At 61.1% G+C, this 26,502-nt stretch carries 24 protein-coding genes and 1 tRNA gene; 15 read left to right on the plus strand and 10 right to left on the minus strand.

Annotated features, from left to right (window positions below; translation table 11 throughout):
* Positions 1-279 precede the first annotated feature (279 nt).
* Positions 280-1,653, plus strand: coding sequence for a class II 3-deoxy-7-phosphoheptulonate synthase (locus tag ABID44_RS00175; RefSeq protein WP_354149675.1), 1,374 nt, complete (start codon positions 280-282; stop codon positions 1,651-1,653).
* Between the two features lie 89 nt (positions 1,654-1,742).
* Here the strand turns inward: ABID44_RS00175 and ABID44_RS00180 are convergent, their stop codons facing one another.
* A complete protein-coding gene (locus tag ABID44_RS00180; RefSeq protein WP_354149676.1) occupies positions 1,743-2,789 on the minus strand; it encodes a GGDEF domain-containing protein in 1,047 nt (348 codons plus the stop codon).
* A 341-nt stretch (positions 2,790-3,130) separates the two neighbouring features.
* On the opposite strand from ABID44_RS00180, the gene ABID44_RS00185 reads away from it, so the two are divergent.
* The 3 genes from ABID44_RS00185 to gltX all read left to right on the plus strand — a co-directional run bounded on the left by ABID44_RS00185 (position 3,131) and on the right by gltX (position 6,684).
* Positions 3,131-3,490, plus strand: a complete 360-nt coding sequence (locus ABID44_RS00185) for a diacylglycerol kinase (protein ID WP_354149677.1) — start codon at positions 3,131-3,133, stop codon at positions 3,488-3,490.
* Positions 3,491-3,537: 47 nt separating this feature from the next.
* Positions 3,538-5,220, plus strand: coding sequence for an NAD+ synthase (locus ABID44_RS00190; protein WP_354149678.1), 1,683 nt, complete (start codon positions 3,538-3,540; stop codon positions 5,218-5,220).
* A 90-nt stretch (positions 5,221-5,310) separates the two neighbouring features.
* On the plus strand, positions 5,311-6,684 hold the full coding sequence (gene gltX / locus ABID44_RS00195) for a glutamate--tRNA ligase (RefSeq protein WP_354149679.1): 1,374 nt from the start codon (positions 5,311-5,313) through the stop codon (positions 6,682-6,684).
* Here gltX and ABID44_RS00200 read toward each other — a convergent pair.
* The 3 genes from ABID44_RS00200 to dgcA all read right to left on the minus strand — a co-directional run bounded on the left by ABID44_RS00200 (position 6,647) and on the right by dgcA (position 11,161).
* On the minus strand, positions 6,647-7,660 hold the full coding sequence (locus tag ABID44_RS00200) for a DUF2865 domain-containing protein (protein ID WP_354149680.1): 1,014 nt from the start codon (positions 7,658-7,660) through the stop codon (positions 6,647-6,649). The genes gltX and ABID44_RS00200 overlap by 38 nt on opposite strands.
* A 64-nt stretch (positions 7,661-7,724) precedes the next feature.
* Positions 7,725-10,073, minus strand: a complete 2,349-nt coding sequence (locus ABID44_RS00205) for an NADP-dependent malic enzyme (protein ID WP_354149681.1) — start codon at positions 10,071-10,073, stop codon at positions 7,725-7,727.
* Between the two features lie 104 nt (positions 10,074-10,177).
* On the minus strand, positions 10,178-11,161 hold the full coding sequence (gene dgcA, locus ABID44_RS00210; RefSeq protein ID WP_354149682.1) for an N-acetyl-D-Glu racemase DgcA: 984 nt from the start codon (positions 11,159-11,161) through the stop codon (positions 10,178-10,180).
* A gap of 77 nt (positions 11,162-11,238) precedes the next feature.
* On the opposite strand from dgcA, the gene ABID44_RS00215 reads away from it, so the two are divergent.
* The 4 genes from ABID44_RS00215 (at position 11,239) to ABID44_RS00230 (ending at position 15,314) form a co-directional block, all read left to right on the plus strand.
* Positions 11,239-12,426: an ABC transporter permease gene (locus ABID44_RS00215; protein ID WP_354149683.1), complete on the plus strand. Its 1,188-nt coding sequence runs from the start codon at positions 11,239-11,241 to the stop codon at positions 12,424-12,426.
* The gene (locus ABID44_RS00220; protein ID WP_354149684.1) at positions 12,426-13,244 is read left to right on the plus strand and encodes an ABC transporter ATP-binding protein; all 819 of its coding nucleotides are present in this window, start codon (positions 12,426-12,428) and stop codon (positions 13,242-13,244) included. Before ABID44_RS00215 ends, ABID44_RS00220 begins: the two co-directional genes overlap by 1 nt.
* Positions 13,245-13,258: 14 nt before the next feature.
* Positions 13,259-14,632 carry an MlaD family protein gene (locus ABID44_RS00225; protein WP_354149685.1) on the plus strand — a complete coding sequence of 458 codons (1,374 nt, stop codon included), beginning with the start codon at positions 13,259-13,261 and terminating at the stop codon, positions 14,630-14,632.
* Between the two features lie 94 nt (positions 14,633-14,726).
* The gene (locus ABID44_RS00230) at positions 14,727-15,314 is read left to right on the plus strand and encodes an ABC-type transport auxiliary lipoprotein family protein (protein WP_354149686.1); all 588 of its coding nucleotides are present in this window, start codon (positions 14,727-14,729) and stop codon (positions 15,312-15,314) included.
* A 171-nt stretch (positions 15,315-15,485) separates the two neighbouring features.
* On the opposite strand, the gene ABID44_RS00235 is transcribed toward ABID44_RS00230, so the two are convergent.
* Together ABID44_RS00235 and ABID44_RS00240 are read right to left on the minus strand one after the other, a co-directional pair.
* Positions 15,486-16,997: a DEAD/DEAH box helicase gene (locus ABID44_RS00235; protein WP_354149687.1), complete on the minus strand. Its 1,512-nt coding sequence runs from the start codon at positions 16,995-16,997 to the stop codon at positions 15,486-15,488.
* A 188-nt stretch (positions 16,998-17,185) separates the two neighbouring features.
* The gene (locus ABID44_RS00240; protein ID WP_354149688.1) at positions 17,186-17,974 is read right to left on the minus strand and encodes an NAD kinase; all 789 of its coding nucleotides are present in this window, start codon (positions 17,972-17,974) and stop codon (positions 17,186-17,188) included.
* Positions 17,975-18,174: 200 nt separating this feature from the next.
* Between ABID44_RS00240 and ABID44_RS00245 the strand changes: the two genes are divergently transcribed.
* The 3 genes from ABID44_RS00245 to ABID44_RS00255 all read left to right on the plus strand — a co-directional run bounded on the left by ABID44_RS00245 (position 18,175) and on the right by ABID44_RS00255 (position 19,660).
* Positions 18,175-18,342: a hypothetical protein gene (locus ABID44_RS00245; protein ID WP_354149689.1), complete on the plus strand. Its 168-nt coding sequence runs from the start codon at positions 18,175-18,177 to the stop codon at positions 18,340-18,342.
* Between the two features lie 134 nt (positions 18,343-18,476).
* Positions 18,477-18,905 carry a hypothetical protein gene (locus ABID44_RS00250; RefSeq protein WP_354149690.1) on the plus strand — a complete coding sequence of 143 codons (429 nt, stop codon included), beginning with the start codon at positions 18,477-18,479 and terminating at the stop codon, positions 18,903-18,905.
* Between the two features lie 365 nt (positions 18,906-19,270).
* Positions 19,271-19,660 carry a YkvA family protein gene (locus ABID44_RS00255; protein ID WP_354149691.1) on the plus strand — a complete coding sequence of 130 codons (390 nt, stop codon included), beginning with the start codon at positions 19,271-19,273 and terminating at the stop codon, positions 19,658-19,660.
* Positions 19,661-20,268: 608 nt separating this feature from the next.
* Here the strand turns inward: ABID44_RS00255 and ABID44_RS00260 are convergent.
* Both ABID44_RS00260 and ABID44_RS00265 read right to left on the minus strand, forming a co-directional pair.
* Positions 20,269-20,436, minus strand: a complete 168-nt coding sequence (locus tag ABID44_RS00260) for a DUF3606 domain-containing protein (RefSeq protein WP_354149692.1) — start codon at positions 20,434-20,436, stop codon at positions 20,269-20,271.
* A 63-nt stretch (positions 20,437-20,499) separates the two neighbouring features.
* Entirely contained in the window at positions 20,500-21,006 is a 507-nt protein-coding gene (locus ABID44_RS00265; RefSeq protein ID WP_354150172.1) for a YciE/YciF ferroxidase family protein, read from the minus strand.
* A 357-nt stretch (positions 21,007-21,363) separates the two neighbouring features.
* Between ABID44_RS00265 and ABID44_RS00270 the strand changes: the two genes are divergently transcribed.
* Positions 21,364-22,254: a hypothetical protein gene (locus ABID44_RS00270; RefSeq protein ID WP_354149693.1), complete on the plus strand. Its 891-nt coding sequence runs from the start codon at positions 21,364-21,366 to the stop codon at positions 22,252-22,254.
* Positions 22,255-22,484: 230 nt separating this feature from the next.
* On the opposite strand, the gene ABID44_RS00275 is transcribed toward ABID44_RS00270, so the two are convergent.
* Positions 22,485-22,560 (minus strand) — tRNA-Thr (locus tag ABID44_RS00275).
* A gap of 126 nt (positions 22,561-22,686) precedes the next feature.
* Here ABID44_RS00275 and ABID44_RS00280 point away from each other — a divergent pair.
* Positions 22,687-22,857, plus strand: coding sequence for a hypothetical protein (locus tag ABID44_RS00280; protein ID WP_354149694.1), 171 nt, complete (start codon positions 22,687-22,689; stop codon positions 22,855-22,857).
* Positions 22,858-22,871: 14 nt separating this feature from the next.
* Here ABID44_RS00280 and bhcR read toward each other — a convergent pair whose 3' ends face one another.
* A complete protein-coding gene (gene bhcR / locus ABID44_RS00285) occupies positions 22,872-23,687 on the minus strand; it encodes an HTH-type transcriptional regulator BhcR (protein ID WP_354149695.1) in 816 nt (271 codons plus the stop codon).
* Positions 23,688-23,887: 200 nt separating this feature from the next.
* Between bhcR and gcl the strand changes: the two genes are divergently transcribed.
* Positions 23,888-25,669, plus strand: a complete 1,782-nt coding sequence (gene gcl, locus ABID44_RS00290; RefSeq protein WP_354149696.1) for a glyoxylate carboligase — start codon at positions 23,888-23,890, stop codon at positions 25,667-25,669.
* 24 nt (positions 25,670-25,693) lie between these two features.
* Positions 25,694-26,488 (plus strand): hydroxypyruvate isomerase, encoded by a 795-nt coding sequence (hyi, locus tag ABID44_RS00295; RefSeq protein ID WP_354149697.1) that lies wholly within the window; start codon positions 25,694-25,696, stop codon positions 26,486-26,488.
* Positions 26,489-26,502: the final 14 nt, after the last annotated feature.

Raw genomic sequence — 26,502 nt, forward strand, 5'->3', positions numbered from 1 at the left:
ACGTTTGGTAAATCGGATTCGCCGGGCCGTTTTGTCGGCAGGGCGTGGAAGGGCCGGTTTTGTGGCTCCCTTCGTCGTCGGTCGTCAAATTCCCGGCCGAATCGAATCATATTTCAGCCCGGCTGACGTCATGAAGAGCACCCGCTGCTTCAGGCCGAGGGAACGTAAGGTAAATTGCGGACTGGCACAGAACTGTCGCTTCATGTATGGAGCGGCGTTTCCTGTACTTATATATGGGAGTGATGGGCTGCGTGCCCCCAATAAAGAGTGGTTACGACAATGACGAAGTGGTCCCCGAATTCTTGGAGAGAAAAGCCGATCCAGCAGGTTCCGGCTTATCCGGACATTGACGCCCTGAAGGCTGTCGAGGCCCAGCTCTCCAGCTTTCCGCCACTTGTTTTTGCAGGTGAGGCGCGCAAGCTGAAGAAGCAGCTTGCAAGCGTGGCTGCCGGTGACGCATTTCTCCTTCAGGGTGGCGACTGCGCCGAGAGCTTCGCCGAACATGGCGCGGACAATATCCGCGACTTCTTCCGCGTCTTCCTTCAGATGTCGGTGGTGCTGACCTTCGCCGGCTCGCAGCCGGTGGTGAAGGTTGGCCGCGTTGCCGGCCAGTTCGCCAAGCCGCGTTCCGCCGACAATGAGACCAAGGCCGAGGTGACGCTGCCCAGCTACCGCGGCGACATCATCAACGGCATCGATTTCGAGGCGGCGTCCCGCGTTCCCGATCCGCGCCGGCAGGTCATGGCCTACCGGCAATCGGCTGCGACGCTCAACCTCCTGCGCGCTTTCGCGCAGGGTGGTTATGCAAGCCTCGAGAACGTGCATCGCTGGATGCTGGGCTTCGTTTCCGACAGCCCGCAGGGCGAGAAATATGAATCGCTGGCCCATCGCATCACCGAGACGATGGACTTCATGAAGGCCGTCGGCATCACCTCGGAAACCAATCACGCGCTGCGGGAGACCGATTTCTACACCAGCCACGAGGCCCTGTTGCTCGGCTACGAAGAGGCGTTGACCCGTGTCGATTCGACCTCCGGCGACTGGTACGCAACGTCCGGCCACATGATCTGGATCGGCGACCGCACCCGCCAGCCCGATCATGCCCACATCGAGTACTGCCGCGGCATCAGGAACCCTCTTGGCCTCAAATGCGGTCCGTCGCTCACCCCGGATGGGCTGCTCGACCTGATCGACAGGCTGAACCCGGAGAATGAGCCCGGCCGCCTGACGCTGATCGCGCGCTTCGGCGCTGACAAGGTGGACGAGCATCTGCCAAAGCTGGTGCGCGCGGTGAAGGCCGAAGGCCGTTCAGTGGTTTGGTCTTGCGATCCCATGCATGGCAACACCATCACCGCCGCTGGCTACAAGACGCGTCCGTTCGATCGTATCCTCAAGGAAGTTCAGAGCTTCTTCGAGGTGCATCGCGCGGAAGGGACGCATCCGGGCGGCATCCATATCGAGATGACGGGCAAGAACGTCACCGAATGCACCGGCGGCGCCCGCGCCATCACGGCCGAGGAACTGCAGGACCGCTATCACACCCATTGCGACCCGCGCCTCAACGCCGATCAGGCCATCGAGCTTGCCTTCCTGGTCTCCGATCTGTTGCGCAAGAACAATCCGGTGGAGCAGAAGCAGGCTGCAACCGCCTGATAGCCACGGCTGGAAAATGTAAAAAGGCGCTTCCATGTGAAGCGCCTTTTTGTTTGAGGTATGCTCACGGTTTGCCGGAAGGCTGAGCCTCAATCCTTGCGGTAGAGCAGCCATTTGTTGTTGCTGTGGTTCGGCAGGGACGAGTGCTTCGTCACCTTGTTGCGACCGCTTACCTTCGAGCGATAGAGTGCGCGGTCGGCCTTGATATAGAGGTCGTCGGAGGTGTCCGCCTCGGCTGCCATGCACACGCCCATGGACACAGTTACCGGACCGTAGTCGGCGCCAGTCGCCGGATCGACGAACTGCGTTTGTTCGACCAGTTTGCGCAAGCGCTCCGCTATTTCGAAAGTCGTGTCTTCGCTGCTTCCTTCCACGATCAGCGCGAACTCCTCTCCGCCCGTGCGGGCGACGAACACGTCGCGGCGCACGCTGCTCTGGAAGATGTCGGCTATGGTGCGGATGATCCTGTCACCGACCGGATGGCCGAAGCGGTCGTTGATCTTCTTGAAATTGTCGATATCGGCGAGGATCAGCGCGTTGAACAATATGTCCTTGCGACTGCTGTAGATGCGCGCAATTTCCTTATCAAAGGCTCGGCGGTTGAGGATCTGGGTCAGCGGATCGGTGTCGGCGAGGCGCTTGTATTCTTCCAGCTTGCATTTCACCGCCTCGAGTTCGGCCGATTTGTCGCTGAGGGCGCTTTCCACCTGCTTGCCACGGTCGATGGTCGAACTGGTCGCCGCCGCTATCGCTCCAACGATCTTCTGAAGCAATTCGTGGGAAATGGCGGAGCGATTGGCGAGCCCGTCCGAGGTCTCGTGAAGAATGCGCCCATACTTCTCCACCTGCGTCCTTTCGGAACGCAGAAGCCCGGCGACTTCTTCCAGCTCCCGGGCAAGCACATGGCGCGCCTGTTCGATGACGCCCTGGCCGCAGTGGTGAGCGAAGAAACGCCGGCTGATATCGTCAAGCTGCTGCTGTGTCGGGCGGTTGCCGAGCGCGATCACCGCCAGACCAAGCGCGGGATTGCCGCCGCTAAGGGTTTCGTAGAAAATCTCGTAATTGCGGGGCAGGCCTGTCACGCCGAGCTTGCGCATGGTGGCCAGAACGGTGCTTGCGGCATCCTTCTGGGGCATTTGCTGGGGTGCTGCAGCCGGCTGCATAGGTGACTCGTTCGCCCCTTGTTCCGGCCGCCCGCAGGCAGATGCCGGATCGGGGGCATCCGGATGGCCCAGGCATGTCGCGGGCCCTATGCCCCCAATACGAGCCCCACCCGAAAACCCTTATCCGCTGTTGGCTAAAGCTTTATTAAAATGCCGGTTGGTGCGGATGCCGAAGCTGAAAAAAGCGCGTTTTCGATCGGTCCACGCCCGCGATCAAGGTTGCCCACTGGCGATCCTTGGTGGATAAGCGCAGCCATTTCATCGAACGGTCACAATCGTTCCGTTCATCGCCCGCGTTCAGGAGAAATGACGACATGAAGCGGCTGATCGATGCGTTCTTCAATTCGGTGCGCGCCTTCCGGCGTCTTGCGGGCAGCGAGGCGGCCTTCCAGCAGGAACTCATCCTGCTGCTGATCGCCATCCCGGTGGGTTGGCTGGTGTCGTCGTCATGGGCCGGTTATGCGCTTCTGATCGCCGCCGTTCTGTTCCTTATTCTCATCGAAGTGCTCAATACGGGCATCGAGGCCGCCTGCGACGCGGTTAGCCGGGAGTTCAATATCGACATTCGGCTCGCCAAGGATTGCGGCTCTCTCGCCGTGCTTATCGCCATCCTGCTGACTTCAGGCGTATGGCTGGTCGCGATACTGGAGCGGTTGTTCGGCACGCCGGTTTAGGCGACGGACTGTTTCCTTCGGCGCGGACTCCCGCTAAACCGGCATCCATGACCAGCAAGACAACTCCCGACATTCTCCGTATCGCCATAGCCCAGCTTAATCCGACGGTTGGGGACGTCGCCGCCAATCTCGCGAAGGCGAGGCAGGCGAGGGCGGACGCGGCCATCCAGGGCGCGGACCTTGTGCTGTTCACGGAACTGTTCATTTCCGGCTATCCGCCGGAGGACCTGATCCTGAAGCCAGCCTTCCTTCAGGCCTGCGAGCGCGCGGCCGAGGATATCGCCAGGGACACCGCCGACGGCGGGCCGGGCATCGTCATCGGTGTGCCGCTGAAGCGCAAGAGCGGCACGCACAACTCCGTCATTGTGGCCGATGGCGGAAAGATCATCGCCGAGCGCTTCAAGGTCGATTTGCCGAACTACGGCGAGTTCGACGAAAAGCGGGTATTTCAGCCGGGCCCGGATATGCCGGGGCCGGTGAATTTCCGGGGTGTGCGGCTGGGCATTCCGATCTGCGAGGACATCTGGGGCGAGCATGGCGTCTGCGAGACGCTGGCTGAAAGCGGCGCGGAACTGCTGATCGTGCCGAATGGCTCGCCTTATTATCGAGGCAAGGTCGATATCCGCCACCAGATCGTCATCCGGCAGGTCATCGAAAGCGGCTTGCCGCTGATCTACGCCAACCAGATCGGCGGTCAGGACGAACTGGTGTTCGACGGCGCCTCCTTCGCCATCGGAGCCGACAAGTCGCTCGCCTTCCAGATGAGCCAGTTCGAGGAGACGCTCGCCGTCACGACGTGGAAACGAAACGGCGAGGGCTGGGCTTGCGAGCAGGGGCCTATGTCGCAGATTCCGGAAAAGGAGGAGGCGGATTACCGTGCCTGCATGCTGGGCCTGCGCGACTATGTGAACAAGAACGGCTTCAGGAACGTGGTGCTCGGCCTTTCCGGCGGCATTGATTCCGCCATCTGCGCGGCGCTGGCGGTCGATGCGCTGGGCGAAGAGCGGGTGCGCTGCGTGATGATGCCTTACCGCTACACGTCGAAGGAATCGCTCAAGGACGCCGAGGACTGCGCCCGCGCGCTCGGCTGCCGCTACGACATCGTGCCGATCGCGGAGCCTGTCGAAGGTTTTCAGCACGCGCTGACGCAGCTTTTTGAAGGCACGCAGCCGGGCATTACGGAAGAGAATCTGCAAAGCCGCGCGCGCGGAACGTTGTTGATGGCGGTCTCCAACAAGTTCGGCTCGATGGTGGTGACGACAGGCAACAAGAGCGAGATGTCGGTGGGCTATGCGACGCTCTATGGCGACATGAACGGTGGGTTCAATCCGATCAAGGACATATACAAGACGCAGGTCTACGCCATTTCGCGCTGGCGCAATACGCAGACGCCGCCCGGTGCGCTGGGGCCTTCGGGCGAGGTGATTCCCGTCAACATCATCGACAAGGTGCCCACTGCTGAACTGCGCGAGAACCAGACGGATCAGGATTCGCTGCCGCCCTACGACGTTCTGGACGACATTCTCGAATGCCTCGTCGAAAACGAGATGGGCGTGGATGAAATCGTCGCGCGCGGGCATGATCGCGAGACGGTCGCCCGCGTGGAGAACCTGCTTTATATCGCGGAATACAAGCGTCGGCAGGCGGCGCCTGGCGTCAAGATCACGAAGAAGAATTTTGGCCGGGACCGCCGCTATCCGATCACCAACAGGTTCCGCGACCGTGGCTGACAGACCGCGCAACAGAACGCCAACTAAATGATACGGCGCTGTTCCAATGGTTGTCTTGTCAATTTCCGCTGTATCCATTAGGCCCCGGGAATGACTGTCACCGTCCGCTTCGCCCCATCGCCCACCGGCCGCATTCATATCGGCAACACCCGCACGGCCCTGTTCAACTGGCTGTTCGCGCAAAAGAACAGCGGCCGTTTCATCCAGCGTTTCGACGACACCGACCTTGAGCGTTCGCGTAAGGAATATGCGGATTCCATCCTCTACGATCTGCACTGGCTGGGCGTCTTTCCAGACAGCATCGAATATCAGTCGAAGCGCTTCGACGTGTACGATCAGGCGGTGGAGAAGCTGAAGGCGGCTGGCCTGCTCTATCCCTGCTACGAGACAGCGGAGGAACTCGACCTTCGCCGCAAGATCAGGCGCACGCGCGGCCTGCCTCCTGTCTACGGGCGCGAGGCGCTGGCCTTGACGCAGGAAGAGATTGCGCAGTTCGAGGCGGACGGGCGCAAGCCGCACTGGCGTTTCCTGTTGCCGAATTTCGTCAGCGATCCATCCGAAACGCAGCGCACCGAGGTGCAGTGGAACGATCTGGTGCGAGGCGAGGAAACCGTCGATCTGGCCTCGCTCTCCGATCCTGTTCTGGTGCGCGAGGATGGCACCTATCTCTATACGCTGCCTTCGGTGGTGGACGACATCGACATGGGCGTCACCCACGTCATTCGCGGTGATGATCATGTCACCAACACTGGCGTCCAGATCGCGCTGTTCAGGGCCCTCGGCGCGGAACCGCCGGTCTTCGGTCATCACAACCTGCTCACCACCTCGTCAGGCGAGGGTCTTTCCAAGCGCAGCGGCGCACTGTCGGTGGAAAGCCTCCGGGAGTCCGGCGTCGAGCCGATGGCGATTGCCTCGCTGGCGGTGCTGATCGGCACCTCCGAAAACGTCCAGGCCATGGCCTCCATGACGGAACTGGCCGCGCATTTCAATCCGGCGTCGACATCCAAATCCGCTTCGAAGTTCGACCCGGACGAACTGTTCGTTCTGAACCGTACGCTGCTGCATCACATGGCTTTCGAGGACGTGCGCGACCGGCTGCAATTGCTGGGCATCGCCGACGAGCGCGCCGAGACGTTCTGGAATACGGTGCGCGGCAATCTGGACAAGCTTTCCGATGCGCGTGACTGGTGGCGGATCGTCAATGAGGGGCCGTTGGAGAAGCCGCATTTCGAACCGGAGGATCTCGAGTTCCTGCGGCAGGCGTTCGATCTGTTGCCCGAGGCCCCCTGGGATGAAGGCGTTTGGAAGAAATGGACCGCCGCCGTGCGCAAGGACACCGGGCGCAAGGGCAAGGAGCTGTTTGCGCCACTGCGGCTTGTGCTGACCGGCAGGGCTTCGGGGCCTGAGCTTGCCGAGCTTCTGCCGCTTATCGGTCTGGAAGGAACATCGGCCCGACGACCCTGACCTTGCGGTTTTCCTCGACTTCCCGTTCCGGCAAAGGCTGCGCCGTTTCAACGGCCGCAGCCTTTTCCCTGCCGCGCGGCGCTTTCACATCGATCACGGAAGAACCGGGGTTCGCCGAAATCAGGGTGTCGGGCGCTGCTGATTCGCCCACGAATGACGCCCCTTGCGCGACTGAGCCACCGCAACTGCATCCGGCCTCGACCGGAATATCCAGCCGCCGGAACACCAGTGCCCGGGGCAGGTCGGCATAACGCCTTCCCGTGACGGCGGACACCATGTCGGCGGAATTGGCGGAACCGGCTTCGCTGTAGAACATTTCCACCCGCGTGCCGGGACATGCCGCCTCGCAGCGGGCCTGATCGCGCTGGAAATCGGCCGGTGTGCTTGATTTGGACATCGGAAAGAAATAGCCGTCGCATGTGCGCACGCACTGGGTGCGATAGGGCCGGTTGGCGGGGTAGTAGATCGAAGAACCACCGGCGCCGCGAATGACGACCCCGGCATTCGCCTGCGCGCCCTTGTTCTTAGACGATGTGTCGCTGCCCCTGGCCGTAGCGTCGCTTTTCTTCGGCCTGCACCCCTTGCTCTCCAGAGCTGCGAGAATGCGCGCACGGTCTGTTCTCCCGGCCCCCTTGCTCAGTTGCGTTCGCGTGGCCTGCAAGCTCGCCAGATTGGCTTGCATGCGCTTGATGGTTGCGTTCAGTTCTCCGCATTGGGAGCCGGATCGCGCGAAGAAGGAAAAGCCGCAACCGGCGCTGCGGGCGCGCTGGCTGGTTTTGGCGATCTGGTCGCGTTGGCGGGCGATGGCGTCGTCATATTTTCCTGTCGCCCGGTTGCCGGCAGATGGCGAGGGGCGTGCGAGTTCAGCTTCGAGCTGCCGGCACGACGGCGCAGCTTCGACGAGCGAGATGCAGGCGAGCGCCAGCCCGAAAGCTGACAATACCGCTGCCGCCAGTCTGCGAACCGTACCCGCCACTTAAACCTCGCTGCCTCTTGCAGGAGCATGAAGGTAGCAGCGGCGGGTTAACCTGGCCTTGCCGTTATTCCGACGCCGCCGCCAGCAGGGCGTCCATATTCACGGTCGCCTGCGCCTTCTGGGCCGCCTCGACCACAGCGATCGCGGTCATGTTGACCACGCCGCGCGAGGTGACGGACGGTGTCAGAATGTGCGCGGGCATGGCTGCGCCGAGCAGAATCGGGCCGACATGCAGCGCATCCATCATCTGCTTGACGGTCGCCATGGCGATGTTCGCCGAATCGAGATTGGGGAAGACCAGCAGGTTGGCTTCGCCCTTCAGGCGCGAATGCGGATAGACGCGCTGCCGCAGCGCTGGTGACAGGGCGGAATCGGCATTCATTTCACCATCGCATTCGAGTTCCGGCGCGATCTCATGGATGATCTCGGCGGCGCGCCGCATCTTGTGGGCGCTGGGCGTATCGCGCGAGCCGAAATCGGAATGCGAAAGCAGCGCGGCCTTTGGCTCGATGCCGAAACGGCGGATTTCCTCGGCCGCCAGAACGGTGATCTGCGCGATCTCCTCGGCCGACGGATCGACCGTCACATAAGTATCCGTGAAGAACAGGGGGCCGCGCTGGGTGATCAGCATGGACAGCGTCGACAGATCGCGGTCGCGGATGCCCGGCCTCGGCCCGATGATCAGGGAGACATTGCGCAAATGCTTGCCGAAGCGCCCTTCCAGTCCGCACAGCATGGCGTCGCCATCGCCGCGTTGCAGGGCGAGCGCCGCAATCACCGTATTGTCGGTGCGCACCATGGTGCGGGCGGCTTCCTGCGTAACGCCGCGCCGGCCTGCGATCTCGATAAGCAGATCGACATAGTTGCGATAGCGTGGATCGTCTTCAGGGTTGATGAGTTCGAAGTCCTCGCCGGCGCGGATACGCAGGCCGTAGCGCTTCAGACGCACATCCACGACATGCGGGCGTCCGATCAGGATGGGACGTGCGATATCTTCCTCGATCACCACCTGCGTGGCGCGCAGCACTCTCTCGTCTTCGCCATCGGCGTAGACGATGCGGTTCTTCGTCGAGGTTCGGGCTGCGGAGAAGACAGGCTTCATGACCAGGCCGGAGCGGAAGACGAAGCGGTTCAGCTTGTCGATATAGGCCGCGAAATCGGTGATCGGGCGGCTGGCGACGCCGGTCTCGCCGGCGGCCTTGGCCACTGCGGGGGCGATACGCAGGATAAGGCGCGGATCGAAGGGCGAGGGAATCAGGAACTCCGGTCCGAACATGGGCGTTTCGCCGGAATAGGCGCGCGCTGCGACATCGGATGGCTCCTCGCGGGCAAGCCCGGCAATGGCCCGCACTGCAGCCATCTTCATTTCTTCGTTGATCGCTCTGGCGCCGCAGTCCAGCGCTCCCCGGAATATGTAAGGAAAACACAGTACATTGTTGACCTGATTGGGATAATCGGACCTGCCCGTGCAGATCATGGCGTCCGGCCGTGCTTCGCTCGCCACTTCAGGCATGATCTCGGGCGAAGGGTTTGCAAGAGCAAGCACCAGAGGCTTGTCCGCCATCAGCTTCAGCAGATCGGGCGTCAGGACGCCGGCAGCCGAAAGGCCGAGGAACACGTCCGCGCCCCGGATCACATCGGCCAGTTTGCGGGCCTTGGTGTCCTTGACGTAGGGCTCCTTCCAGCGGTCCATCTCCTCGACGCGGCCTTTGTAGGCGACGCCGAAGCGGTCGGTGACCCAGATGTTCTCGATCTTCGCACCAAGCGAAACGAGCAGGTTGAGGCAGGCGAGCGCCGCCGCTCCCGCGCCCGAGGTGACGATCTTGACGTCCTCGATCTTCTTTTCCGCGATCTCCAGACCGTTGAGGATGGCGGCTGCGACGATGATGGCCGTTCCATGCTGGTCGTCATGGAAGACCGGAATGTTCATTTTGGCTTTCAGCCGCTCCTCCACCTCGAAGCACTCGGGCGCCTTGATATCCTCCAGATTGATGCCGCCGAAGGTTGGCTCCAGCGCGGAGATGGTGTCGACCATCTGGTCGATCTCTGGCGCGTCGATCTCAATATCGAAGACGTCGATCCCGGCGAATTTCTTGAACAGGACAGCCTTGCCTTCCATGACGGGTTTGGAGGCGAGCGGTCCGATATTGCCGAGGCCAAGAACCGCGGTGCCGTTTGAGACCACGCCGACCAGATTTGCACGGGTGGTGTAGAGGGCGGCCGATTCGGGATTTTCCTGAATTTCGAGACATGGGGCCGCCACGCCCGGCGAATAGGCGAGCGCGAGATCGCGCTGGTTGCCCAAAGCCTTGGTGGCCTGGATCTCCAGCTTTCCCGGCACCGGATGCTGGTGGAAGAACAGCGCGGCCTCCTCGATGTCGGAGCGTGTTCTCTTGCCGTTGCCGTTATCCATCAAAAACTGTCCCCCTGACTCACTGCGAGAGGTGTTTTAGCACGCACCATGGCAAATGCGAGGCAGGTGCGCCGCCGATTTGACCCAGGCGCGATCGGTATTGATCACCCCCACAATTCCGGTGTCGGGGGGAACACGAGAGAGCCACGATATTCAAGGCCGGGCTGGCGGTCCCGGGCGAGCAGGAGAGGCCCGTCGAGGTCCACGAAATCCGCGCCCTGAGCCAGCAATACGGCGGGCGCCATGGCCAGCGACGTTCCGACCATGCAGCCGACCATGATCTTCAGGCCAAGTTCCCGGGCGCGATCGCGCAACAACAGCGCTGATGTGAGGCCGCCGGCCTTGTCGAGCTTGATGTTGATCGCGTCATAAAGACCGGCGAGAGCATCCAGATCGGCAGCCTGATGCACGCTTTCATCGGCGCAGATGGGAACGGGATGGGCGATTCGGCGCAGGATTTCGTCCTGTCCCGCGGGCAGAGGCTGCTCCACCAGAGCCACGCCGAGTTCTGCTGCCGCCGCGAGGTTGTGCTCGACATCGGCGTTCGTCCAGCCTTCATTGGCGTCGATGATGATGCGGCTGTGCGGCGCGGCGTCGCGAACCGCGCGGATGCGAGCCGCATCGTCGCCACCACCACCGATCTTTACCTTGAGAAGCGGCCGGTCGGCATTGAGCCGCGCTTGCGCGGCCATGGTTTCGGGTTCGCCAAGGGAAAGGGTGTAAGCGGTTTCCAGGGGCGCGGCTTGCGGAGCCAGGACGCTTGCAACCGTTCGCCCCGAAGCCTTGGCTTCCAGATCCCAAAGAGCGCAGTCCACGGCGTTGCGCGCCGCGCCTGCGGGGATGGCGTCGAGCAGCGACCGGCGATCCAGCCCGGATGCGATTTGCGTGGCGATTCCTTCGATGGCGGCCTGAACACCCTCCACCGATTCGCCATAGCGTTTGTATGGAACACATTCCCCACGCCCCACATTCTCGCCATCCCGAATCGTGCAGGTCACCACTTCAGCTTCGGTCTTGGACCCGCGCGAAATGGTGAAACTACCCGCTATCGGGAATTTTTCGACCTCGACTGAAATGACACGCGCCATATCTTTCTTTCTCCCGGGCACCCCTCGGAGGTTGCCTGCAAATCGACAGCCCGGCATTGCCGGGGTAAACAGGTGCCATGTTGACCATCGGCAAACGCGACGCAAGCGCAGCTAAGGCAGGAGACGACACGCATGGCCCGCGCGTCGATCTCGGCGAGCGCGACGGCGCGCTGGTTTGTACGCTCTCGGGCGTCTGGACGACACGCACTGTGGCGGACATCGATAGCGGGATGCGCAAGGCGGAGCGTCGTTCCGCGGGGCAAGCTCTGGTCATCGACCTCTCGGGCGTCGAAAAACTCGATACCGCCGGCGCATGGCTGATCGACCGGCTGGTTTCGGCCCATGAAAGGCAGGGCAGTCAGGTCCGCGTGATCGGCCAGAGCGATGCCGCGGCAATATTGCTGGGCGCGGTATGCGAGATTTCGCGACGCAAGACGGAGACGGCGCCGGAACCCGCGGCCAACATCGTCATCCGCTTCTTCGAAGCCGTCGGTCGTGGCGTCTATTCGATGCGTGACGATTTCATCGCCGGGATGAACATTCTGGGCGCGACCATCCGCGGCGCGCAGATGAAGCTTGGCCGCGGCCATGCCGTGAACCCGGCGGCGATTTTCAACCAGATCGACCGCATGGGCGTGGGCGCTATTCCCGTCGTGTTCCTGATGTCGTCGATCGTGGGGGCGATCGTCGCGCAGCAAGGCGCCTATCAGCTCAGCTACTTCGGGGCCGATATTTTCGTGGTCGATCTGGTTGGCGTACTGGTGTTGCGTGAACTTGGCGTTTTGTTGACCGCAATCATGATCGCCGGCCGCTCCGGCAGCGCCATCACGGCCGAGATCGGCTCGATGAAGATGCGTGAAGAGATCGACGCGCTGAAGGTGATCGGCCTCAACCCGATCGGTGTGCTGGTGTTTCCGCGTCTGGTGGCGTTGGTGATCGCGCTGCCTTGTCTCACCATACTGGCCAATTTTGCCGCGATTGGCGGAGGCATACTGGCGGCATGGCTCTATTCCGACATCCCGCCCGCCGCCTTCATCGACAGGTTGCGCGTGGCCATCGACGTCAGCACCATCTCGGCCGGTCTCATCAAGGCCCCGTTCATGGCCATCATCATCGGCACGATCGCCTCGGTCGAGGGCATGAAAGTGGGGGGCAGCGCCGAATCCCTTGGGCGTCAGGTGACGACCTCGGTGGTGAAGGCGATCTTCGTGGTCATCGTGCTCGATGGCCTGTTCGCCATGTTCTATGCGGCAATCGATTTCTGATGGTGGCTGTTATCGCAAATCCGGTGGAGAGGCCGCAGGCGGAGGAGCAGGGCGAGATCGTCCTGTCCGCGCACGACATCACGGTCGCTTTCGGCACGAAGACCGTTCTAGAAAATCTCTCGCTGGAGGTGCGCCGCGGCGAAATCCTGGGCTTTGTCGGCGCATCCGGCTCCGGCAAGTCGGTGCTGCTGAGGACCGTGCTCGGCCTCACCACCAAGCGTTCCGGTACGATCCGTCTGTTCGGGGTCGATGTCGATAAAATCAGCGACGCTGAACGTATGCGGATCGATATGCGCCTTGGCGTGTTATTCCAGCATGGCGCACTGTTTTCGGCGCTGACCGTTCTGGAAAACGTGCAGGTGCCGATGCGCGAATATCTCGATCTGCCGCGCAAGCTGATGGACGAACTGGCCATGCTGAAGATCGAACTGGTCGGCCTGCCGGCGGATGCCGCATACAAGTTTCCTTCCGAGCTATCCGGCGGCATGATCAAGCGTGCGGCGCTGGCGCGGGCGCTGGCGCTCGATCCCGATATCGTCTTTCTTGACGAGCCGACTTCCGGTCTCGACCCGATCGGCGCGGCCGAGTTCGACGAACTGGTCATCAAGCTGCGCGATACTATGGGGCTTACCGTCTATATGGTGACGCACGATCTTGATTCGCTTTTCACTGCCTGTGACCGGATCGCAGTTCTCGGCAAGAAGCACGTCATCGTCGAAGGCACGATCGAAGATATGCTCAAGAGCGAAGAACCGTGGGTAAAATCCTATTTCCGCGGAAAACGGGCTCGGCAGCTTGATCTCAAAGGTCGTGCATAGCGATAAGTGATCTAATGGAAACAAGAGCCAATTACGTCATTGTCGGCATCTTCACTCTGGTGGCGATTCTTGCCGCGTTCGGTTTCGTCTACTGGACGGCGGCGATCGGCGAGCGCGGCGAGACCGTGATGGTGCGGGTGCGCATTCCCGGATCCGCCTCCGGACTGGGGCGCGGCAGCTTCGTGCTGTTCAACGGCGTGAAGGTTGGCGATGTGCGCCGCGTCTATATCGATGTGGACAATCCAAGCGTCGCCATCGCCGATGCCGAGATCGACCGCCTGACGCCCATCACCCGTTCCACACAGGCCGACATCGGCCTGGCGGGCCTCACGGGGCAGGCCAATATCGAACTGAAAGGCGCGAACCGTAACGAACCGAAGCTGCTGGATGAAGCCGAGGCGGAAGGCAGGATTGCCGAGATCACCGCAAACCCCTCGGCGGTGACCAACCTGCTGCAAACCGCGCAGGACATCTTCTCGCGGGCCGACAAGGTTTTGTCCGAACTGGAAGGTTTCGCCACCGATGTGCGCGGACCTTTGACGCAGACCGTGCAGAATGCCCAAAAATTCTCGGACGCTTTGGCCGGCAATGCCGATTCCATCGACAAATTCCTGAGTAGCGTCAGCGCCTTGTCCGAGGAGCTTCAAGGCGTTTCGGGCAAGCTTGACGGCACCATCAAGGCCGCCGAGGGCTTGCTCAATTCAATCGATCAGGACCGTGTCAGGCAGATCGTCACCAATATCGACGACTTCACGAAGAACCTGAACCGGTCCGGCGAGAAGTTCGACGATATCATCGATGGCGTCGACAAGGCCGTCGCTTCCATAAATGAGTTTGCGCAACGCACCCAGACGACGCTGGCCAAGGTGGATGGCGTTCTGGATGGCGTCGATCCGAAGGACGTCCGCGAGGCGTTGTCGAACATCCGCACCGCCAGCGAAAACGCCAACAAGGCGGCTGCTGACGTGGCGCAGATCACGGAGAAATTCAGCAACCGGGGTGATGACATCGATCAGACGATATCGGATGCGCAGCAACTGGCCGAGCGGCTCAACAACGCCTCGGTTCGGGTCGATGGCATTCTGGCTAAGGTCGACAATCTGCTGGGGTCGGACCAGGCAAATGGCGTGATGGCCGATGCGCGGGAGACGCTGAAGTCGTTCAGGCAGGTGGCCGACACGCTCAATGCGCGGCTTGGTACGATCACCGCCAATCTGGAGCGTTTTTCGGGCAAGGGTCTGCAAAATGTCGAGGCGCTGGTGAATGACAGCCGTCGTTCCATCAACCGGATCGAGCAGGCGGTCTCCGACCTGCAGCGCAACCCCCAGCGCATCCTTTCAGGCGGGGACGGCGAGGTCAGGCAATATGACGGAAGGGTTCGCCGTTGACGCCGTTTCCTTTCCGGTTTGCAAGGCCGTCCGCAATCATCCGGGTTTTGCCGGAAACCGAGCCTTTGAAGGCGGGGTACGCATCATGGGGCCCATGAAATTTCGTCTCATCGCCATGCTGCTGGCCGGCGGCCTCGCCGGGTGTGCGGCATTGCCGGGCGGCGGTCCTGCGCCGCTCGACACATTTGAGCTGTCTGCCGCGAACGTCGATTCCGCCAGAAGCAGCCGTCGCCAGATATTGATCGCCGAGCCCTCGGCGTTGAAGGCGTTCGACGGCCAGAACATCGTCATCAAGCCTTCGGACGGCTCGATCCAGTACCTGAAGGGCGCGCAATGGGCGGACCGCCTGCCGCTGATGGTTCAGGCGAGGCTGGCCGAAACATTCCAGCGCTCGGGCCGCTTCGCCGGTGTCGGTAAGCCGGGCGAGGGGCTAGCGATCGATTATCAGGTGATAGCCGAAATCCGTTCCTTCGAGGTGCGGGTATCAGGCGGCGAGCGGGCGGTCGTGGAGTTGTTCGTGCGCCTGCTCAACGACCGCACCGGCGAGGTGAGGGCGGGGCGGAGCTTCACCGCGTCGGCGGCTGTCTCGGGCGCGGGAAATCAGGCATATGTCGCGGCGCTCGACCGCGCTTTCCGGGATGCCGCCGCACAGATCGCGAGCTGGACCGCAAGCACCATCTAGAGCGATCCCAGAAAAAGTGCGTGCCGGTTTTGGGTTCGGAACGGCGTTAAAACAATGAGTTGGAGCATTCCCGCCATTTGGGGAAAAGCGGAAACGTTCCAACGGATCGATAGCTGAAAAAACCAAAGGGCGGATCACCTGATCCGCCCTTTTAGTCAGAGAATTTCCTTATCAGACCTTGGCCTCGATCAGCATGAAGGCCGGAATGTCGTCGCCGAAACCAAGCGGCGTATGGCCATCATCGTCGTCGTAGCGGCGGCGATGATTGCGATTGTCGCGAGCCGGCCTCGAGTCGTCGTTGGCCCACTCGCGCGGCTTGCGATCGGCGCTCACCGTCTGGGCTGGGGCTTTCTGCACCGGCTGTTCCTGCGCGTCTGCGCTGGCGTCATCGGAGGCTGCCTCATGATGGCGACCGCCACGCGGCTTCTTCTCGCGGCTTTCGTCCTTGCGTCCACCGCGACGCGGCGCGCCTCTGCCCCGGCGGGGCGCGTCGACTTCGGCGGCGCTTTCCTCGACGGTCGAAAGGTCGCCATCCATCCATTCGACCGTCTGACCGATCAGCTTTTCGATGGCGTCGATATATTTGGTGTCGTTGCGCGTGGCGATGGTGAAGGATTTGCCGAGGCGGCCGGCACGGCCGGTGCGGCCGATGCGATGGACGTAATCTTCGGCGTGGATGGGCACGTCGTAGTTGAAGACGTGGCTGACATCGGGAATGTCGAGGCCGCGCGCGGCGACGTCCGACGCCACCAGCAGCTTCAGCTTGCCGTCGCGGAAATTGCTCAGCATGGTCATGCGGGCCCGCTGGTCCATGTCGCCATGCAGTGCGCCTGCATTGAACTCATGACGGGTCAGCGAGCGGAACAGTTCGGAGACATCCACCTTGCGGTTGCAGAAGATGATCGCGTTCTTGAGCGTATCCTCCTCCTGCTTGATCAGGCTGCGCAGCACATCGCGCTTTTCCCATGGCTTCGAGCCCGATTTCACGAGCTTTTGCGTAACGGTCGTGGCGGTGCTCGCCGCACGGGCGACCTCGACGCGCACGGGAGCCTGAAGGAACTTCTCCGTGAGTTTGGTGATCTCCGGCGGCATGGTGGCCGAGAAGAACAGCGTCTGGCGGGTGAAGGGGATCATCTCGCAGATGCGCTCGATGTCGGGGATGAAACCCATGTCGAGCATCCGGTCGGCCTCGTCGATGACCAGGATGTCGACCCCGTTGAGCAGCAGCTTGCCGCGCTCGCGATGGTCCAGAAGGCGGCCCGGCGTGGCGATCAGCACGTCCGCGCCGCGTTCGAGCTTCTTGTCCTGCTCGTCGAAGGAAACGCCGCCGATCAGCAGGGCGATGTTGAGCTTGTGGTTCTTGCCGTATTTGATGAAGTTTTCCTCGACCTGCGCCGCGAGTTCGCGCGTCGGCTCGAGGATGAGCGTGCGCGGCATGCGCGCACGGGCGCGGCCCTTTTCAAGGCGCGTCAGCATCGGCAGCACGAAGGAGGCGGTCTTGCCCGTGCCGGTCTGGGCGATGCCCAGAACGTCCTTGCCCTGAAGGGCATGGGGAATTGCGCCTGCCTGAATGGGAGTCGGCTGCGTGTAGCCGGCATCGGTCACGGCGGAAAGAACCTTCGGCGACAGGCCGAGGTCCGCGAATGTCAACGCTTCTTGAGCGGTCTGGGTGTCTGAGGACAAGTTCGCTTGCTGTCTTTGGCTGGTTCGGAGGTGCGCGGCGGTCTGCGTCGCGGCGTGCCATACGGACACGCTATAATGTGCATCGCGATATGCCCAAGCCTGCCTCTTGTCAACAGAAACGGGCCGAAATTGCAGCATTTCCCGTGGCTAAGCTTAATCAAACCGATTTTATAGCGAAAAAATCGCCATCAATACCTGAATTGTTCCTTCAGAATGCGCTCATTCCAGGAATGACTCGGGTCGAACAACAGTGTGGCCGTGACCTTTTTCGATTGCCGTACGGTGACGGACCGGACGCTCTTGACCTCGGTGTGATCGGCTGCGGCGTTTACCGGACGCTTGTCCGCCTCCAGGACGTCGAAGCGAACTTCCGAGCGGTTGGGCAGGAGCGCGCCGCGCCAGGCGCGTGGCCGGAACGGGCTCACCGGCGTCAGCGCCAGAAGCGGCGCATCGAGCGGCAGGATCGGCCCGTGGGCCGACAGATTGTAGGCTGTGGAGCCGGCCGGCGTCGCCACCATAACGCCGTCGCAGCTCAGTTCCTCCATACGCAACTTGCTGTCGACGGAAATACGAATCTTGGCGGTCTGGTAAGATTGGCGCCACAGCGCGACTTCATTGATGGCAAGCGCGGTCACCGTTTCGCCGTCCATGGTGGTGGCGCGCATTTCGAGCGGGCGGATGGTTTCGGCAATGGCGGCGCCGATACGTTCGGGAAGGGCATCGACGGCATATTCGTTCATCAGGAAGCCGATGGTGCCTCGGTTCATGCCGTACACCTTCTTGCCCGACCCCATGGTGTCGCGCAGCGTCTGCAGGAGGAAACCGTCGCCTCCCAGCGCCACGACGATATCGGCTTCTTCCACGGGGACATGACCATATTCGGCGGAGAGTTCCGCCAGAGCGGCGCAGGCGTCCTGGGCATCGGACGACACGAACGCGAACTGCCTCGGCTTCTTCGTTCCTGGCATGTTTGTCATTGTTCTGGTGATGATTCCCGATCGAAATGGCCGCGAGGAACTAACACGGCTGGAGAAAACTGGCAAAGGCGTCCATGGAGGGCAGAGAGCCGCCCGGATCAGTTTGCGATTCCCGGGATTGGCTTTAAGGTGCCGTAAAGGCATGCAGTTGATGCTGCCCGGGATACGGAGGGCGGGGGCCTGGCCGACAGGGACCGCCATTGCCGTTTACACGTATGTTCATCGTCGCGCTGATCATGGCCGCCTTTGCTGTCGGGTTTTCGAATCTGGCGAAACGCACCGATTCCGTGGATGCGCGCCCGGATTCTTCATCTCTCACCTGCGGCGAGGCGGCCGGAGTGGCCTGCCCCACCAAGCGGCCCATGTAGTCATTCCCCCATGCAGTCATTCCCATGTCACGCAAACGGGACAGGTTTTTCCATTATCCGGTCCGGCTGGACATAGTTTGCTTGGCCAGACCGCTTCTGGACGTCATAATGCCTCTTTCGGCGAAGGAGATGGAATGAGGGCGCGCACGGCCACGATCGGCGATCTTGAGACGGTATTTCGCGACCTTTCCGGTCGCATGTCGGCAGACTATGTCGCGGCAGGCCTTACCTTGCGGGGCGCGCAGGACAGCCTGATGATGGATTTGAAGGAAGGCCGCGCCCATGCCTTGCTGGACGGCGATACGGTGGTGGCCATCATCACCTGGCATGAGACCGATCATGCGGCGGAGACGGCGTTCGCGGCGCGTGAAGGCTTCTTCAGCGCTTCGACTGTCCGTTTCTGCAAGAAGCATATAAGGCGCATACAGGAACTTACCGGCAACCTGCCCATCCTGTCGCGGAGCTGGCTGGATGGTCCCGAGGTTGCCCGATGGTTCCGCATCATCGGCTATGAGCAAAAGCAGGGCAACGGCGAGAAGGTTTTCAAGCTCCCGCCCGCTTGAATCAGTCGGGAGCGTTGACGCCGCAGGTCATCCCGATGCGGCCGAGGGCTGATCTCGACACGATTGTGGTCGCCTTGTTTTGCTGCGTAGAGCGCAAGGTCCGTAAATTGGCGTGAAAAGTCCCTGTCCTGGGGGCCTCGTATCGCAACGCCTCCAGATATCGTGATCTTGATCATCTCGCCGTTGGTATTGAGAAGACGCATTATCCACGGCCTTGCGCCGGCTTTCGATCTTTTCGCCGCCACTGACGTCAATATTTTCGAGGATGGCGTCGATTCCCTCCAGGAGGGCCCTACATCACGCACTTCTGCGCGCTGAAAACCAATTTTCAGAAACAGCAGTTCATTTCGAAAACAGGAATTGCGATGATCTTGGACCTGCTGAAACGGCGTTTCCTACTTTTCCGCCGCGAAGCCGTGATGCTGTGGTACGCCTTTCGCGATCGGCGCACACCGTTCTACCTGAAGGCGGCGAGCCTGTTTGCGGGGCTCTATCTGCTGAGCCCGATCGATCTCATCCCCTTCCCCGTACCGGTGCTCGGAGTGATCGACGATCTGGTGATCGTGCCGTTGCTGGTCGGCTTCATCGCAAAACGACTGCCGCAGGATGTTCGGAACACGGCGGGGGGCAAGGCCGACAATTGGCTGAAGCGCTGGTTCAGGCGGCCGCTGATCGCCGTCGTTGTGATACTGGCTCTGCTCGTTGTCGTCTGGGTGGCGCTGCTCTACCTCATATATCGATATCTGGCGGGATGAAGCAGCAGAATTCTCAGGAGCCAGCCCGAAACTCGCCGGCCGCCATACGCACCGCAACAGTTTTGCGGAATTCGCCGCAGTGTCCGGCTGTAAGGGTGAGCGCCCCTATATATGAGTGGGATCGTTTTCGTTCAGAATGAGCCGTGCGTCGCGTTCGAGGATGGCGCTCATGACCTCCGCCACCTCTCGCAGCAACGCTTGCGTCTGGTTTGCGTTAAACTGGTCTATGTGGTCCGCAGCGTCCATGACTTTCAGTAGTACGTCGACGCCCCTTTGATGTAATTGCACGCCACCCTCCCGCGATCGGAAAATTTCGATCAGTTTCCATCATCATGCCAGCATTCCGGCATCATGGCGGTGAATAAATGTCACGATATATTACGTAAGGGAGCGCCCATAAATAGCGTCCGTTCGCCCTTCACGTGCTGTTCATGGCGAAGCGCTTCGGAGAGCAAAAAGGAGGTCGATGAGAGGCTGGGCACCCCGGCACTTCGCGAAGGACCGCGGGAATGCCTCGGAAGCCGACCGCAAGGGCGGGAAGCACTAAGGTTGATCCTCAGATCAAAGCCCGTCACCCAAGGGTGGCGGGCGTCTTGCCTTTGACTCCGTTAGCCTTCTGCTTTCATCGTTCGTGCGATTTCAAGCAGTTTCTCGCGATCGTTGCCATGCTTCTCGATCAGTTCTCGCGCCTGTTGCGGCGACAGGTCTGTCTCCTCCGCAAGAAATCTCACGTCGGGATCGTCGTCATAGGGCAGGGTTTTGCGCGTGCTGTTCATTGCAAGCTCCTGTTTCGAATAGAGCCAGATGGCGACCGGCCCCCGCACGCCGGCCGACAAAAGTTATTCCGCAGCCTGAAGATTGACTCGCGATTCAGCCATCTCGGTCAATTTCTTGTCCGTCGCCTTTTCTTCCTGAAGGTTCTGCTCCAGAACTGCGGCGCAATCAGCTCGCCCCAGTTCGTTCGCCCAGGCGATGAGCGTCCCGTACCGGGTGATTTCGTAATGTTCCACTGCCTGCGCGGATGCGATCAGGGCGGCATCGAGAACCTGCTTGTCGTCGATCTCGCCCGAAACGTCATCCGCCTCTTCGAGGATGCCGTCGATGGCCGGACAGTTTACGCCCTTCGCCTTGACGTCATGCATCTCAAAGACCTGTTCCACGCGCTCTATGTGGCCCTTTGTCTCCTGCAGATGCTTTTCGAATCCTGCTTTCAAAGCCGGATTGGTCGCCTTTTCGATCATGGCCGGAAGCGCTTTTTCGATTTGCTTTTCCGCATAGTAGATGTCGCGCAAGGTATGGACGAAAAGGTCGTCGAGAGACTTGATGTCTTTTGAAAAGAAACCCATGGGGTGATCCTCCGTGTTGCTGGATTGAGTAGGAATTCTCGCCCGGGACTGGGAGGCAACGCGCCCCTGTTTCGATAGTTCCAGCATTTGTCGGGGAAGGCTCAAATGTGAAGCTGGATCGGCATCAGTGAAATGGCGTCCGTGGTTGGGGCGCTTCTGTCCCTCAGCCCAACGCTTCTCAAATGCTGTGAAGCATCCCGCACGGCCGGCTAAAGCGGGAACCATGTCCTGCCGATGACGTTATCCGTCGCAATCGTCGGAGGATTCATCATGCACGGCATTATCTATCTCATCGGCCTCGTTGTGGTCATCCTGTTCATTTTATCGGCCCTTGGCCTGCGTTGATCGGAGGACGAAATGGCTATTACAGAACCGGCCCGTGGTGCGTCCGTGGTGCTTGAAGAATCCACCTCAGTTGATGCAGGTCGCTCATATGTCGACTGGCCCGCGATCCTGGCCGGTGTGGTTGTGGCCAGCGCGATTTCCCTTATCCTGCTGACCTTCGGCTCGGCTGTTGGCCTGAGCCTGACCTCGGCGCGAGAAGGGGAGTCGGCGTCCCTTTTCTGGATTTCGATCATCGGAGGCCTTTGGATTGTCTGGGTTCAGATAACCGCATCGCTGTGCGGCGGCTATCTTACGGGTCGTATGCGCCGGCGCGCCGGAGATGCAACCGAGGCCGAATCCGATCTCCGAGATGGATCAAACGGATTGGTGATGTGGGGCCTGGCGACGATCGTTGCAGCCGCCATTGCATGGACCGGCTTGACTGGCGCCGCCCATATCGCGGGTCAGACAGCCGGCGCGGTCACTACGGCTGTCAGTCAAGCCGCGGATGCTCTCGATCCATCCACGCTTCTGCTCGACCGGACGTTGCGAGGACAGCCGGATGCTCCCGTAGTGGCGGAGGCGGACCGGGAAGCCATTGCTCGCATCCTGCTGGCCGGTGCGGCAGGTGAAGAAATCGATGCTGAGGATCGCGATTATCTTGTTGGCGTGGTCGCCTCAAGGGCCGGGCTTTCCACGGAGCAGGCTACCGCGCGCGTCAACCAGTTGTTCGAACAGGCTCAGGCAATTGAAGCACAGGCACGCGAAGCGGCGGAACGCGCGCGTCGTGCGTCCATAGTAGCTGCGTTCCTGACAGCCGCAGCACTGGTAATCGGCGCCGCCGCCGCATATTACGCTGCAACCCTGGGAGGCAATCACCGCGACAGGCAAACGGTTTTCGAGGGATGGTACCGCCCCTGGTGAGCGACATAAGTCGAGGAGGGCGGTCTGCAGCGTAACAGGACCGTCCTTCTTGCCTGTCCGGGATTGTGTGTCAAGCCTCCGCTGGAACCAGGAAAGCGCGCCGCCGCAAGCTCATTGCGGGCAGGGCGGCGAACAACCTGCAACGAAATGGTCGCACCATTCGACATGGTGGAAAAAGGCGGGGCGAGGCCGCCCCATTTATCGAAGGATTCAATAGACTTTACAGGAGATGGTGCCCCCGGCAGGGATCGAACCCGCGACCTTCGGTTTACAAAACCGCTGCTCTACCAGCTGAGCTACAAGGGCAACGCGCTCCCGATAGCATATTTGTTGCGCCCGTAAAGACAAAACCGAACCGAAGCGATCTTTGGTGGGCTGAAACCGCCGGCTCCGCTCCCTAAATGAAGGGAAGATCTGCGCTGGAGAGAGAAGGTGATCCGTTTCGTCATCATCGCCCTGATCGTGCTGGCCGCCTGGCTTTTGGCGCTCAACACCATCAGGCTGGTCAGGGGCGTGAAGATCGACTGGACCGGCATCGCCTTCATGGTCGGGTTTGTGACGCTTGCCTTTTATCTGCGCCATGTCACCGGCATGGGCGGATGAGGCCGGCAGCAGGCTCAGTTCTTGCCGCCGATCATGGCGGTGATTTCCGCGGCCGCATCGCGCACCGCCGGCCCGATCCGGGTCAGCCGTTCAGGCGTCACCCGAACCGTAGGTCCTGAAACCGAAACGCCACCCACCGGCTCGCCATATTCGTTGAAGATGGCGGCCGCCACGCATCGCATGCCGAGGTTGCGCTCCTCATCATCGACAGCCCAACCGCGGGTTCGCGCCTCCCCAAGGTTTTCCAGCAATTCGGGCAGGGTGGCAAGCGTGCGATCCGTATAGGTTTCCAGACCCGACCTCGCGATAATCGCAGATACGCGCTCAGGGTCGAGATGAGACAGCACCGCCTTGCCGATCCCCGATGCATGGAACGCCGTGCGGGTGCCGGGCCGGAAGAAGGCGCGTATGGCCTGATGCGTCTCGACCTGACTGACGAACACCACGCAATCATCCTCCGCAAGCCCCAGATTGGCCGTTTCCCCCGTCTTTTCCATCAGTTCCTGCATGACGACGCGGGCGCGGTCGACCAGCTTGCGTCCGCGCAGAAAGGCCGATCCCATGCGATAGGTCTCGACGCCGATCGACCAGAGCTGCTCGGTGCGGTCGAACTCGACCATGCCGTGCGCTTCGAGGGTGGTGAGCATGCGATAGGCGGTGGCGGCGGCGATACCGGATCGGTCGGCGATCTCGCTCAACGAAAGCCCGCCGCCTTCGGCCACGATGGCGAGGATGCGCAGAGCGCGGTCCAGCGCCTGTACGGGCCCGGGTTCCGCGGAGGCATTGAAGGCGCGCGGGCGCCCGCGCTGGCGCTTTTCGGTCTTTTCCATGGTTCAGGCCACCATTGCTCCCCATATAGTGAAAAAATTTATTAACTGTCGTCCATAGGGTTGTGCTGAAAAAAGAATGATAATTTAAAATCAAAATGTTAAATGAAAATATCAAAAATGAAAAACTTTTTTGAAAAAATTGAAAAATAGAATTGGGAGTGCAATGCTTTCAGCACAGGATTTTGCTGGAGGATGCCGCCATGGCCAGAATGCGTGCTATCGATGCTGCCGTTCTCGTTCTGGAGAAAGAAGGAGTTTCCTGCGCCTTCGGCGTGCCGGGAGCTGCTATCAATCCGCTCTATTCAGCCCTGAAGGCCCGGGGCTCCATCCGGCATATCCTTGCCCGTCACGTCGAGGCCGCATCTCACATGGCGGAAGGCTATACTCGCGCCAGGGCGGGCAATATCGGCCTGTGCATCGGAACCTCGGGCCCGGCTGGCACCGACATGATCACCGGGCTGTATTCCGCCTCGGCTGACTCGATCCCGATCCTGTGCATCACCGGGCAGGCGCCGCGGGCCCGGCTCACCAAGGAGGATTTCCAGGCGGTCGACATCGCCGCAATCGCGGGGCCGGTCACGAAATGGGCGGTCACCGTCATGGAGCCCTATCTGGTGCCGATGGCCCTTCAGAAGGCATTTCATCTCATGCGCTCGTCGCGGCCGGGGCCGGTGCTGATCGACCTGCCGATTGACGTCCAGCTTGCCGAGATCGAGTTTGATATCGATGCCTATGAGCCCTTGCAGGCGTTCAGGCCCGCAATGACGCGCGGGCAGGCGGAAAAGGCGCTTTCCATGCTCAACGAAGCTGAAAAGCCGCTGATCGTGGCCGGCGGAGGCATCATCAATGCCGATGCTTCCGATCTGCTGACCGAGTTTGCCGAAATCACCGGCGTGCCGGTCATACCAACCCTGATGGGCTGGGGTTCCATCCCTGACGATCATCAACTGATGGCTGGCATGTGCGGGCTGCAGACTTCGCACCGCTACGGCAACGCCACCATGCTGGAGGCCGATTTCGTCTTCGGCATTGGCAACCGCTGGGCCAACCGTCACACGGGTTCCATCGACGTCTACACGAAGGGAAAGAAGTTCATCCATGTCGATATCGAGCCGACGCAGATCGGCCGTGTCTTCGCGCCCGACCTTGGCGTCGTTTCCGATGCGGGCGCGGCGCTCAAGGTTTTGCTGGACGTTGCGACGGAATGGAAGACGGCGGGCAGGCTGCGTGACTGGTCGGGTTGGGCGAAGGATTGCCGGCAGCGCAAGAAGACCATGAAGCGCAAGACCCACTTCGAGCAGGTTCCGCTGAAGCCGCAGCGCATCTATCAGGAGATGAACAGGGCGTTCGGTCGCGATACGACCTACGTCACCACCATCGGTCTCAGCCAGATCGCCGGCGCGCAGTTCCTGCATGTCTACAAGCCGCGCAACTGGGTGAATTGTGGCCAGGCCGGCCCGCTCGGCTGGACGCTGCCTGCAGCGCTCGGCGTTCGGGCGGCAAGACCGGAAGCTGAAATTGTCGCGCTTTCAGGTGATTACGATTTTCAGTTCATGATCGAGGAACTGGCGGTCGGCGCCCAGCACAAGCTGCCTTACATCCATGTCGTGGTGAACAACGCTTATCTTGGCCTGATTCGTCAGGCGCAGCGCGGCTTCTCGATGGACTACGAGGTGAGCCTCGCCTTCGAGAACATCAACACCGTCGGCCATTCGGAGATTGGCTATGGCGTCGATCATGTCGCCGTCGCCGAAGCCATGGGTTGCAAGGCGGTGCGGGTGCGCCGGCCGGAAGAGTTCGAGCAGGCCTTCGCCGAAGCACGCCGCCTGATGGATGAGCATCAGGTTCCGGTCGTGCTGGAGTTCATCCTCGAACGGCTGACCAACATCTCCATGGGCGCCGAGATCGACAACATCACGGAGTTCGAGGAACTGGCCGAACGCAATGAAGATGCGCCGACGGCCATAGCGATGCTCGACTGAATCGATTTGTGAGGAAGTTCCGCCATGCCACGGTTTTCAGCCAATCTTTCCATGCTCTTCGGCGAGCATGAGTTTCTCGACCGCTTCGATGCGGCGGCCCGTGCGGGTTTCAGGGGGGTGGAATATCTCGGCCCGTACGACCATCCTGCGGACGAGGTCGCCACGCGCCTGAAAAGGAACGGTCTCACGCAGGTGCTGTTCAACATACCTTCGGGCGACTGGGCGGCGGGCGAGCGCGGCATTGCGATCCTGCCGGATCGGGTCGAGGAATTCCGCGCCGGGGTCGACAAGGCGATCGCCTATGCGAAGGCGCTGGGTTGCGATCAGGTGAATTGCCTCGCCGGCATCGCTCCTGCCGGAATTGCGCATGAGGAACTCGAGAAGGCGTTCGTGGAGAACCTGAAATATGCGGCTGAGAAGCTGGCGGCGACAGGCATCCGACTTCTGATCGAGCCGATCAACACCCGCGACATTCCCGGTTTTTTCCTGACCGGCGTCCGACAGGCGCTCGACGTGATCGAAAAGGTCGGATCGCCAAACCTCTGGCTGCAATATGACATCTACCACATGCAGATCATGGAGGGCGATCTCGCGCGCACGATCGAGGCCAATCTGCCGCGTATCGCCCATATCCAGCTTGCCGACAATCCGGGCCGTCATGAACCTGGCACGGGCGAAATCAACTACCCGTTCCTGTATGATTTCATCGATCGCCTTGGCTATTCCGGCTGGATCGGTGCGGAATACAAGCCGAAGGATGGCACGGAAGCCGGCCTTGGCTGGCTGCGTGAATGCGCTTCGGCGAATGCAGCGGCGTGACGGATCGGAAGGAG

Origin of the sequence: Aquamicrobium ahrensii, from assembly GCF_040545755.1 — a bacterium.
GTDB classification, from domain to species: domain Bacteria; phylum Pseudomonadota; class Alphaproteobacteria; order Rhizobiales; family Rhizobiaceae; genus Mesorhizobium; species Mesorhizobium ahrensii.